The following is an 11,633-nucleotide window of genomic DNA, read 5'->3' as shown; positions in this document are numbered from 1 at the left end:
ATCGCTGCGCTGCAGGTTCGGGGACGCTCGTAGGCCTCCGACCCCGCAACCGGGTGCACCAGGCGCACAGCACACACCGTTCCGTGTGGCGTCAGCGTATGCGCACAGGCAACGTGCGGAAACCGTTGAAATTGGTGCTCTCGAGCCGCTGGGGCTCTCCTACCTCCATGTCCCACAGTTTATCGAGGAACTGAGCGAACAGGGCTCGAAGCTGAGCTTTGGCGACTGCATTGCCCAGGCAATAATGGATGCCACCACCACCGAAGCCGATATGCGGTGTACGGCCCCTCGTGATGTCGAACTTCCACGGAGCGGTGAACTCAGTCTCGTCGCGATTGCCCGACCCATAGAACAGCACGACCTTGTCGTGCTTGGCGATCGGGGTCCCCGCGATCTCGGTGTCCTGCGTTGCCCGCCGGGCGAACGATTCCACGGGGGAAGCAAACCGTACGAATTCCTCGATCGCCCCGGGGATCAGGTCATCGAACTGGTCGGCGAGGAGCTGCTTCTGCTCGGGCGCGTTCCACAGCTCATACACCGCCGACCCCGTGGTTTGCTTCGTGGTGTCGTTGCCTGCCACACACAGCAGTAGCGTGCAGGCGCCAACTTCCTCGTTTGTGAGCGGGCGGCCGTCGACCTTTCCGTTCGCAAGAAATGTCGCAAGATCGTCACCAGGGGTCGACCGCTTCATCGTGACGGTCTCGATGCCGATTCCGACCAAGATCTGGAGCTGCTGGTTCCTGAACTCCACGACGCTAACACCTTCCGGGCATACCGCCGGATCGGACGCCGTCGCCCACCGGTCACCTGCCTCGGTGAACGCGGGAACCAACTCCTCCGGCAATCCGAACAGGTCGGCGATTGTGAGCATGGGCAGCTTCGAGGAAACCTCCTTCACGAAGTCGATCTCACCCGCCCCTCGGACACGTTCCACGATCTGCGCCGCGCGCTCGTCGATCTTCGCGGCCAGGCGTTTGACAGCCTTCGGAGTAAATGAAGCGCTGATCATCTGCCGGTAGCGCTCATGCTCCGGCGGATCCGAACTGAGCATGTTACGCGGGGCCGGTGGGTGCGGTGGAAGAGCGAGCGAATAGGGGTTGGAGCTGAAGTGCTCATGATTGTTGCTTACGAAGCGAATGTCCGCAGCACGCGTGATTGCCCAGAAGCCCTTCTCCTGATGAGGGAATCCGAGCGAGTCAACAGGGCGATGCCAACTAACGGGTGCATTGCTCCGCAGCCAGGCAAACGCCTTGTCGTCGCGCTGACGGTGGTCGAGCGCCCAGAATTCTGAACTGCTGATATCGACACGATTCTCGTACCTGTGATCGGTGATCGAAACCGATTCGTTCATTTGTACTCCTGCCCAGGGTGTAGAGAACCGAGACCCCTCTTGCATCGAGCGGGCCGGTTCGGTTTAGCGAGCTGCGTTTCACGCGGCGTAATATAATTGAAATCTAATGCGATACGTCACGGGTAACGATTCGAATCAAATCTATAGAAGCTTCTCTGACCTAAACTGCCAACCTTAGACTGGCCTAACCAGAAGAAGGGTTCAGGTTCTCGTAAACCACGAGGAGGGCTGCCTTCGCTTCTACTCACAGAAAATCCTCGTCACCTGCGCAAGAAAGTGGATGTCGGCTCAGAGATTCGTGAATGGTGCTGTGAATCGGATCTCTGACGTGTTGTGAGCTGCACTGGGTCCGTCGATGCCGACGTCGCCAAGGTCACGTCACTGAAACAATCGCCGCGTCCAGGCCACTGACTGTGATGCTCTGACCACGCCGGCTATGACGGAACTCGACCAACGCGGCGAGCGCGCGTATCGCTGCCCACAGGCCTTGCTGACGTCCGGCGGATTCCGTTTCTCCGTACCATGGTGCACCCTGCGGAAGGTACGCCGGTGTATAGAGCACGAGAGTCGACGACACAACACTATCCGGATCGATACCGAACTGCCGCAACCTTTCCTCGGAATCGACGATGACAAGGTCAGCCGCACACGCGAACCGGTCGAGAGCCTCCTGATCGCCGGGACCCTCCACAACGATCCGTTTACTTCGATTACAGGCCAACCAATCAGGCAGCTCAGGACCACGCTCCTCACGCGGATCCGCCGTAACGACCTTCACCACATCCGCGCCGAAGTCTCCGAGCAACGTTGCGGCAAGAGAACCGGCACAACCAACCGCCAAATCGAGCACCCGAACGTCACCGAGCATTCGACGACTATCCCTCACCCCAGAACTCACACCCATCGGATTGCTCCTTCGCAATTACGGGAAAAGGGACTCAGCTAGGGGCGAAGATCGTCTTGGGCATGCCCTCACCCGCCGGCCTGAACTGCTTCTCGATAGACGTGGCCAACTCCTCCAACTCCCAAGGAGCATCACGCTCGAGGGTCTCGATCTCTTCGAGGAAGTTGTACAAACCGACCTTGTACCCCGCCGCCGACAAGACCCGCCCGTTGAGCCACTTCGAGCGCTCACTGGCCAGATATGCCACCACCGAAGCCACATTGTCCGGCGAACTCTTCTGACTCACCTCATCGACCATCGACGCTCCCGTATGACGATTCTCGGACTGAACCGTCCCGGTGAGCCGGGTCGCAGCACCAGGCGAGATCGCGTTACTGGTCACCCCATACCGTTGCAACGACCGAGCCAACGACCAGGTCAAACCGATGATCCCCATCTTCGCGGCCGCGTAGTTGGGCTGCCCCGGTGAACCCTCGATACCCGAGATCGACGTGAAATTGATGATCCGGTTCTGCGCATCGGGATCACGCTGCTCACGCCAATACGCCGCCGCGGGCCGGATCGTGGAGTAATGCCCCTTCAAATGCACGCGAATGACCGCATCCCAATCCTTTTCCTCCAGATTGAAGATCATCCGGTCACGCAGGATCCCCGCGACGTTCACCACGATGTCGAGCTTGCCGTAGGTGTCGATCGCCTTCGCCACCAACCGCTCACCCGTGGCCGTGTCAGCAACATCACCACCGTCGTATTCCGCGCGACCACCACCCGCGATGATCTCCTGCGCCACGTTCTTGGCAGGACCCTCGTCGCCACCCACCCCATCGGCAGAGGTCCCCAAGTCATTGATCACCAGCGAAGCACCCTCGCGCGCAAACCGGCGAGCGATCGCCGCACCGATCCCATTACCACCACCGGTCACGATCGCAACCCGGCCGTCGAGACTACCCATACGAACACACTCCTCATTGAGACGCCAATCACCACCGACCGTAATAGAATCCCATACTAGAATGCAACACCAGGAACAAAACACCAGCTCAACCCACCCCCGAACAACGACAGACAACCCACACCACCAACCCGCACAACACTCACCTCGCCTCGCGCAAATGCAGCTTCACTCACACCCGCAAGGCGACCCAACCCTTCGGGCCGACAACGACTCTGAGATGATCAGGGGGTGGATGAATCAATTCTAGAATCGAACTCGGGCGGTCCCGCTTCGTCACGGAACCAGTGGGCGACATCCGAAAGAACGCGCAACCAAATCTTGGACACAGCGCGTGACCTCTTCAGCGAGGTTGGCTACGCCGACACAAGCATCAACGACATCGTCGTCCGATCCGGGGTGAGCGTAGGGAGCATCTACCACCACATCGGCGGCAAACCTGATCTGTTCGAACAAGTCGCCCGACGAATACTGGCGGATCTGTCCGCCGCCTCACATCGCGCCGTCGAGGAGGCGCGAGAGGCTGGCGAAAGCGACGCAGTGGAACTGTATCTCGTCGGCGCCAGCGCCTACCTAGCCGCCGGCTGGAAGAATCGCAAAGTCAATCGGCTCCTCCTCGGTGACGATAGACCGAGGGGCTTCGCCGCCACGGAGCAGGAACTGAACGCGATCATGATGGCCAGGATGAACGTTATCGTTCTCGGGAATCCGCCCGCCCCCGAGTTCTCTGCGATCGCCATCCAGGCCCTGTTGCGCGCCGCAGCCGGTCAACTCGTCCACGTCGAGGACCAATCCACCGCCGAAGGGATTATCGACTACTACATCGGGCTTCTTCGCACGCTGGCATACAAGCGGCCGCACTAGAGCGCTACACGCCGCGAGGGTGCCCGGCGCTGTAGATGATGCGTGCCGCGCTTCCGGGGTTGACCGGCCAGAATTCCGACTGCTGTCGTAAGACCCCTGGAGCCCGTACCGATTCCCCGCGATTCATGGACTCACCTAAATTAGAGTGGTATTCTAGGATGCGACTCGAGCACCGCCCTCAGATCAGGCTGTGGCGTGACGGAGCAGCTCGATCATTCGTTCCAAGGCATTCGTTTCAAGGGAGAAACCGATGAAGATCGTTGTTGACCGCGTCCGTTGCACTGGAATCGGCATCTGCGAGTCGATATCCGAAGAATATTTCGAGGTCAACGATGACGGTTCGCTGACAGTGCGGCATGAGACGGTCGCCGATGCGGACGGGGCGATCGTCCGCGAAGCCGTTCAGAGTTGCCCGGCGCGAGCCCTGATCCTCGAGGAAGACTGATGCGCCCGTCGGAGCCGTTCGTCGTCGTCGGCGCTTCCCTTGCCGGCCTGAGGGCAGTCGAAGAAGCGCGGGCTATCGGCTACTCCGGTCAGATCATCCTGATCGGGGCTGAACCCCACATCCCCTACGACCGCCCGCCGCTGTCGAAGCAATTCATCAGTCCCGAAGCACTACCGGACTACCTGGTGCAGGAACGCGACCTGCGCGAAACTCTCGACGTCGAGTTGCGGATGTCACGCAAGGCGACTTCATTGGACGCCGAAAGTCATACAGTGACGATGGCTGACGGCAGTTCGGTGCGGTACAGCAAGTTGCTTATCGCGACGGGCGCGTCTGCTAGGACGCTGCCACACCTGTCCGGCAAGGATGGGGTGTTTACGCTTCGGACCCTCGATGACGCACGGGAAGTTCGCGAGCGACTCGTACCCGGCGCGAACTTGGTAGTAATCGGGGCCGGCTTCATCGGGTCGGAGATCGCGTCCTCGGCGAAGCGGCTGGGTGTCGACGTAGTGATCGTCGAAGCCGCTCCGGCCCCGTTGGTCCGCGCCCTCGGATCGAGGGTCGGGAAACTGGCGTCGTCGCTACATACCCGAAATGATGTCCGGCTTCTTCTGTCAGCGGATATCATCGGTCTCACCGGCGGAGAATCAGTCGAGGGAGTACAGCTGGGATCCGGTGAGGTACTTCCCGCGGACGTTGTTATCGTCGGTATCGGCGCAGCGCCGACCACTGATTGGCTCCGCGGTAGCGGCATCGACCTCAGCCCTCTCGACGGCGGTGTCATCTGCGACGAGATGCTTCGCACATCCGCTGAGGACGTCTTCGCAGCGGGCGACCTGGTTCACTGGCCCAATGGTGCCGTCGACTCGACGGTCATGAGACTCGAGAACTGGACGAATGCGGCCGAGCAAGGTCGACGAGCCGCGCGAAACGCGCTGAGCCCGGATTCGCCGGTTGCCTACACCACCGTGCCGTATTTTTGGAGCGATTGGTACGATCACCGGATTCAGTTCGTCGGCACAGCCCAAGCTGATGAGGTCCGGATCATTACTGACAGCGAGGGAGCGGACAAGTGGTCGGCCCTTTATCGATCGGGCGATCGTATAGTCGGTGCGGCCACTCTGAACGAGCAGCGCAAGATCATGAAGTATCGAAGAATGATCGCTGAGGGGACGTCGTGGCAGCACGCACTCGACGCTTTTCCAGCGACAGCGCTAGCGCCCTCATGATCTCCCTGCTGTGGGCGGTCAAAGAAACCTTCGTTCGGTATGTAGGTGACCACGGCTCGATCACTACCGTTCCTCCCGCTTGCACGGATAGGGAGGGATACGTGTTTGCTGGCGCCTCGACCAGCGATGAGGTCTGGCGTTTCGAGGGAAGAATCGATTTCGAAGCCCACGCGGGCCTGCTCGGTGCAGTGATCGCTGACCCGTGGTTGCACAGAGAGCCAGGAGGCTGCTATCTGTCCGTCGCGGGCACGGGACCGACTCGAAGTCTCGGCGATCGACTGCGTCTAGTCGAGTTGCCTGAACTGTCGACAGAGGATCCGATTCCATTCGAGACCCGTGCAACGCTGGCGGCCGAGGGTGCCGTGTTGTTCGACTTCCGCTATCCGGCAGACACCGAGATGGCGCCGATCCGGATCGAGTGAACTCAGCGGCAGCGCGAAGTCGTCCGATCCCACGGTAGGGCGTCGCTGCGGTCGGCGCCCACGGTCGCGTGAGTGCCGACCAGTCGCAAGACCGTGGCAGTGGATCTCCACGAGGCTCTCAAGCTGGCAACTTTCGGTCCCGGATTCGCTGGATCGGGACCTGGAGGAACAGCACCATCCGGGCGGTTGATGTGGGCCGGGAGACTCTGGTGCATGTGCGCGCAGTCGAGGGCTCGTGGCCTGCATCAGCGCATTGCCCCAGCTCGACTTGAGAATTCCGCAATCCAGGGGGCCAGCAGCGAGTTCGGCGAATAGGCGCAGAACGACGGACGAGGTTCGGCCGCTGACGATGGCGAGCTTGTCCGGGTCGATGGCGCCCATGCCGCTGCGTCCGGGAGTGACCAGGCGACGCAAATCGCTCGGTGGGAGGTGGTTGGCGACCGCTAGGCGGATCACGTAGGACTCGGCGGGTTCCGGCCGCAGCCGCACTGGCAACGCGGCAAGGTTGTTGCTGGTCACCGCGACGGGTCCGGTTGTGGGCGGGCATCGGCATGATCGTTGATCAGGTGAGCGGTGTCGGCGAGGCTCACGAGGGTTCGGTTGCGCCAGTAGTCGTCGATGCGTAGATGGGTGATCGCTCCCGGCGTTGTCGCGAAGGATGCGAATCCGGCCGCCTCGACCGGGATCTGCATCCAGGTCGTGATGACGAACGTGAGCGCGTATCCGTGAGTAACAACGACATGATCGTGATCGGCGTCGGTCATCAGCTCCTGGATGCAGGCCCCAACCCGGGTGGCGACCTCACGGCGGGTTTCAGCGCCGCGAACGGGGCCGCGGTGGTCGAGTCGGTCGTGGTCGGGCGCGGGGGCATGCCGCTGCGCGAGCCATTCGTTCGGACGTCCTTCGGCTTCGCCGAAGCTGATTTCTCGGAGGCGCTGATCGGCGGAGATCGCAACGTTGAGAGTCTCGGCGAGGATCCGCGCGGTCTCGGCACATCGGGCAAGATCAGAGGTTGTGATGCGCAGTGCCCGCGACGCGTCGCGGCGGTGTCGGAGTTCCTGAGCGAGCAGGTGCGCGTCGAGGCGGCCAGCCGGTGTCAGGTGCGAATCGTGCCAGCCACCGACGAGGCCGCGGCGGGTGTGTTCGGCGTGTGGGTGGCTCACGACATAGAGATTTTGCATGTGCGCTCAAAGGGACTTCGGGTGGGCGGCGTGGTCGAGGTCCATGGTGTCGAGGCTGGTTTTGGTGATGGTTTCGGTGCCGGTGAGTATGCATTCCAGGGCGGCTTCGCAAATCAGTGCCGAGAGGCTGCCGATCATGCCTGCGGTGCGCTGGTGCAGATAGCGAGCGAGATCGGTCAGCGTTCCAGGCTGATGCATATGCAGGCGCAGGGTGTTCTCGAGGGAGGCGACGCCACGCCAGTCATCGGTGTAGGGGAATCCGACGGTCTGAATGAGGGTGTGACGTCCGGCGATCTGCTCGCCGCGGGCGCCGGTGATCAGTCCTTCGCGTTCGACGTTGATCCCGGAATAGACGAAGGTGGCCGGGATCCGTTCGGAGAAGTATTTCAACGTGTCGGAGACCTCGGCTCCGGCGCGGTTGGTCAGTGAAATGTTGTGCAGCTCATCGCAGATCACGATGCTGGTGCCGGTGTCGCAGCAGACCCCGCAGACGGCTTCGATGATGTCGGTCAGGTTCGCGCGCTGGGTGACCGGCAGGCCGAGGAAGCGGGCGAATTCTGCGGCGAGCATGCGTGGGGTCGCGGCCGGTGGGACGGTGACGTAGAGGACCGGGATGCGGTCGGACCGGTGTGGGTGCCGTTGACGGTCGGCGACTTCGTGCATTTTGCCGAACTGGGTGATCGCGGTGGTCTTGCCGGTGCCGACGGCTCCGGAGAGGATGAGACCGCGCCGTGCGCTGATCGCGTGCCGGTTCAGCAGAGTCAGCCGACGCCCTTTCTGCGCAACGGCTGTCACCGTTGATGTCGCGATCACCGTCAACCGGGTGTGGTAATCGATGCGGGTCTCGTCGTAGCGGTGGCGGGAATCGGGGTGGAGTTCTGTCCAGTCGTTGTGCGCCAACAGGTCCGGGATCACCGGATGATCGACAGTGAACTGCCGCCAACCCTCCAGCGTGGTCAGCTGTCGGCTCGGTTCGGTGACCGGTTCGGTGTCGGTGGTCCTCACCAGCGTTTGCTCGCTTCCTCGAAGGGATCGAAGATGCCCAGCGGGATCACCTTCACCATGGTCTCGGGTTCCTCGGGTCTGGCCTGATCGCCGGTATCGCCGTCTCGGTGCGGGGTTGGTGACGACGCGCCGCGGGTGGCTTTGGTGCGTACGGTGACTTTGCGGTCACGGCGCGATCGGGTCGTGTCGGAGACAGGCCCGCGTTCGGCGCGGTCGAGGTGATCGGCTGCGGCGACGGCGATCTCGGCTTCGGCCGTCGGGTCGTGGCCGCGTTGGATGAGGACCTCGCGAGCGTGCTGCCATGCCAGTTCCCCGAATGGGACCGGCATGGTCCGCAGGTGTGTCCAGGTGACGCTGATCCAGCCGCCGTCGCGATGGTTGCGAACCCAGATCCGGGAGACGTCGTAGGGGTCGTGGTGGATCTCCCAGCGCCCGTTGTGTGCAGTGATGCCGGAATGCTGGCGGCGGAAAGGATCCAATCGCGCGTCGTCGTAGGTGCGGTGATTGATCCGGATGCCGTAGGAATTGATCACCCGCCAAGTCGCGGGCAGCAGTTCGATGTAGTCGTCAGCCGACAACGGAACCGGAACGTAGCCGGCCGGCCGGACCAAGGCGGCGTATTTCTCGTTCGGCGTCAGCGCCGTGTCCTGCGAGATGGGATCGCGCAGCCCTTCGTGCGGGCGGTTGGCCCAGACCGCGACCAGCCATTCGTCCAGTGACGCCTGTAACTCGATCATCGACCAGACCGCAGCCTGTTCGGCCCTGCGGCCGCGGCGTTCGACCGACGAACCGACATAACCCGCGACGTATTGGGCGAACAGGGTGCTCATCGATCCCAGCGTGCGTTCGATGACCGGCTTGTCGGTCGGGGTGTCCAAGTGCGCGGGTTGCAGGCTGATCCCCAATGAGCGGCAGGCTGATCGGAGTGCCTGGGAGAGAATGGCTTTGCCGTGATCGATAACGATCGTCTCCGGGGCGATCACCGGCCGGGCCGCGGTGTCTGCCAGGCGCTGGTCGACCTCGGTGAGGGCGTGGTGTGGCAGCACCGACCGTACCATCCGCAACGCATCGCTCCAGCCCGGGCGCATTGGCTCCGGCGTCAACGGCCGCGCCAGCAGCAGCGCCGCGTCGACCGCTTTCGTGGATGGCCGCAGCACCGCCGCGGGGACCGTGCGGGTCGCGATGTGGACCATGCCGGTCAGCTCGACCGAGTCGATCGTGCCGTCATCGAGCACGACCCGAACATCCAACCGAGTCGAATCGATCTGGACGATCTCTCCCGGTCTGACCGCGACGACTGTCCCGAACGGGCCTTCTGGTTGTTTGGCCAGTGACCGGCGAGTTCGGGCGGACTCGAAGGTGTGGCGGCCCTCGGCCAGACGTGCCACCAGCCGATAGAACGTGCGCTCGGGTGGTAACGGTGGCGCCGCAGGTCCGTGGAGCTCGACCAGTAGTTGCCCCACCCGCCGCCGAAGTCTGGTGATGGTGCCGGTCGAGTGATCCGTCTCCTCCGTGATCGCCGCTGCCGTCGCTTCGACTACCCGAGCGTCGACCCTGCCGGTCGCCACCGCCCGCCGTGCGAAGCGGCGTCGACCAAGCCCCAGAGACCATCTCGTTCGTAGGCACTGCGCATCCGTTGCACTGTGCTCAAACTGACCGTCCGTCCTGCCGCGTCCAATTCCCGGACTTTCGCCAGCTCATGCTGCCGCATCGTCGTCGTGGAGGGGTCGTAGTCGCTGCGGATCGGTGTCGCGTGTGCAGAGTCGGGGCGACGGCCCGTGATCAACTCCACGACGTGAAGTTCCCACCACTGTGCCTGCTCAGCGACGTCGGCAGGCAAACCGGCGATCCGCTCCGACGACGGAAGCGACGGCTGCCGTGGTCCACTCAGCAATTTGAAGCCAGGGTCGGCAAGGATCTGCGACACCGTGACGACAGTTTCGGCGCCGGTGACGTCGCGGATCCTCACCTGTGAGCCGATCAGCTCGGCGACCACATATTCACTTTCTCGGCAACGGAATCGGCTGTCTCGGGCCAGGATGTCGACGCGGCTGGTCATGGTCGTTCACCCCGATGATTGTGCCCGGGCTCATCAACATCGTCTCGATGTCGACAGCCAGTTCCTGGCACCACAGCAAATGAAACAGCGTCGGTAGCACCAGAATCGGATCACCGACCTCGCCGACCCCGTCTGCTAGCGGACGGCGGGCGGCGAAAGCCTCGGCGAACTGCGTGACCAGGCCCGGGCGGCGACAGCGACGATGTCGATAGCCCGGCAACCACCTCAGATTCGCTGCCTGGACCGGTGCCATGTCACCGAGTCGGCGATACTGCCACCCGACCGAATGACACAGTGTCGCTGTCCGATCGAACGTCACCTGATCATCGGCCTCGATTCGAAAGTCCGGGCGAACATCGACCACCACCGCCGTGCCGTCGTGGAGCCGGAGAAAGTAGCCAGGGACATGATGTTTGACGGATCCGCTTGCCCTCCAGACCAATCGGAAGGGTTGGGATCCGATTCCGCTCACATCTGATGACGAATCGAACGCCATCAGTCAGTTGCGCTCCACCCAGGATTTCAAAGCCGATGTGCGAACCTGTCGTCGCCGACCACCACAAGCCGGAGAAGTTCTTCTGACCACGGAACGATGGGAACCTCCGCGCTGGCTCAACCTGTCGAAACGCACTGCCGCGCAAGCCATCAGAAGCCATCGACAACGACCACCAGTGTCCGGATCGATGAACTCCACCCAGCACTCATCGCTACCGGCAACGGCGACGACAGCACCCACACGCACCCGAGCAACAGTCGGAACGAACGTTCCGCGTCAGGCTACTGGCAGAAGCTCCGCACTTGTGCCAGAACGATGGCAACATCAGGTCAACTGGCAATGGACAGCCATGCGGGCTAGCCGATTCACATGCCAGTCCAACTACTGGCTTTGTCGCGAAATCTGACACCGGTTGGTCGCGAATCTCGACACCACGCGCGAGCTTCTTCAGTGGCCCACGGGGCTGGAGTGCTGCTGGGTGATATCCGGATGAGGCTGGAGTTCTTCGACACGTCACAAGATAACTAGACGCCGACGCACCACCAGATCCATCACAGACCCGCTCACCCCGAGCCCGCTGCGGTCAATGAGCCGGGGGCCAACCGACTCTGCAATTTTGGACGACACAGCCATGCCGATAGCGGCGCCGACCCTGTCGGAGTCAAGCAGGCCGGTGCCGTCCACTTACGTTCCTTCGTACGCGGATGATCCGGGCGACCCGGCGA

General features: G+C 62.4%; 10 protein-coding genes and 1 pseudogene. 4 read left to right on the top strand and 7 right to left on the bottom strand.

The genetic code is table 11. The features are described 5' to 3' along the window. Positions 1–91: 91 nt before the first annotated feature. The 3 genes from AB0I35_RS15430 to AB0I35_RS15420 all read right to left on the bottom strand — a co-directional run bounded on the left by AB0I35_RS15430 (position 92) and on the right by AB0I35_RS15420 (position 3,207). On the bottom strand, positions 92–1,351 hold the full coding sequence (locus AB0I35_RS15430; protein ID WP_357396587.1) for a cytochrome P450: 1,260 nt from the start codon (positions 1,349–1,351) through the stop codon (positions 92–94). A 373-nt stretch (positions 1,352–1,724) separates the two neighbouring features. After that, the gene (locus tag AB0I35_RS15425) at positions 1,725–2,255 is read right to left on the bottom strand and encodes a CoA transferase (protein WP_357396586.1); all 531 of its coding nucleotides are present in this window, start codon (positions 2,253–2,255) and stop codon (positions 1,725–1,727) included. 34 nt (positions 2,256–2,289) lie between these two features. Next, positions 2,290–3,207: an SDR family oxidoreductase gene (locus AB0I35_RS15420; RefSeq protein WP_357396556.1), complete on the bottom strand. Its 918-nt coding sequence runs from the start codon at positions 3,205–3,207 to the stop codon at positions 2,290–2,292. Between the two features lie 231 nt (positions 3,208–3,438). On the opposite strand from AB0I35_RS15420, the gene AB0I35_RS15415 reads away from it, so the two are divergent. From AB0I35_RS15415 to AB0I35_RS15400, 4 genes are all read left to right on the top strand, one after another. After that, the gene (locus AB0I35_RS15415; protein ID WP_357396584.1) at positions 3,439–4,071 is read left to right on the top strand and encodes a TetR/AcrR family transcriptional regulator; all 633 of its coding nucleotides are present in this window, start codon (positions 3,439–3,441) and stop codon (positions 4,069–4,071) included. A 250-nt stretch (positions 4,072–4,321) separates the two neighbouring features. Further along, positions 4,322–4,516: a ferredoxin gene (locus tag AB0I35_RS15410; protein ID WP_357396582.1), complete on the top strand. Its 195-nt coding sequence runs from the start codon at positions 4,322–4,324 to the stop codon at positions 4,514–4,516. Further along, positions 4,516–5,745 (top strand): FAD-dependent oxidoreductase, encoded by a 1,230-nt coding sequence (locus tag AB0I35_RS15405; RefSeq protein ID WP_357396581.1) that lies wholly within the window; start codon positions 4,516–4,518, stop codon positions 5,743–5,745. The genes AB0I35_RS15410 and AB0I35_RS15405 overlap by 1 nt, the downstream gene beginning before the upstream one ends. Beyond that, positions 5,742–6,167, top strand: coding sequence for an HtaA domain-containing protein (locus tag AB0I35_RS15400; RefSeq protein ID WP_357396580.1), 426 nt, complete (start codon positions 5,742–5,744; stop codon positions 6,165–6,167). The genes AB0I35_RS15405 and AB0I35_RS15400 overlap by 4 nt, the downstream gene beginning before the upstream one ends. A gap of 515 nt (positions 6,168–6,682) precedes the next feature. Here AB0I35_RS15400 and AB0I35_RS15395 read toward each other — a convergent pair. The 4 genes and pseudogenes from AB0I35_RS15395 to AB0I35_RS15380 all read right to left on the bottom strand — a co-directional run bounded on the left by AB0I35_RS15395 (position 6,683) and on the right by AB0I35_RS15380 (position 10,908). Then, positions 6,683–7,330, bottom strand: a complete 648-nt coding sequence (locus AB0I35_RS15395) for a histidine phosphatase family protein (RefSeq protein ID WP_357396577.1) — start codon at positions 7,328–7,330, stop codon at positions 6,683–6,685. A 24-nt stretch (positions 7,331–7,354) separates the two neighbouring features. Then, positions 7,355–8,353 (bottom strand): ATP-binding protein, encoded by a 999-nt coding sequence (locus AB0I35_RS15390; RefSeq protein ID WP_357396575.1) that lies wholly within the window; start codon positions 8,351–8,353, stop codon positions 7,355–7,357. After that, positions 8,350–10,316, bottom strand: a pseudogene (locus AB0I35_RS15385) (Mu transposase C-terminal domain-containing protein). The gene AB0I35_RS15390 and the pseudogene AB0I35_RS15385 overlap by 4 nt, the downstream one beginning before the upstream one ends. A gap of 37 nt (positions 10,317–10,353) precedes the next feature. Next, positions 10,354–10,908 carry a TnsA-like heteromeric transposase endonuclease subunit gene (locus tag AB0I35_RS15380; protein ID WP_357396574.1) on the bottom strand — a complete coding sequence of 185 codons (555 nt, stop codon included), beginning with the start codon at positions 10,906–10,908 and terminating at the stop codon, positions 10,354–10,356. Positions 10,909–11,633: the final 725 nt, after the last annotated feature.

Source organism: Nocardia sp. NPDC050378 (assembly GCF_040655675.1).
Classification (GTDB): Bacteria; Actinomycetota; Actinomycetes; order Mycobacteriales; family Mycobacteriaceae; genus Nocardia; species Nocardia coubleae.
This window is presented reverse-complemented; position numbering and strand designations above follow the sequence as displayed.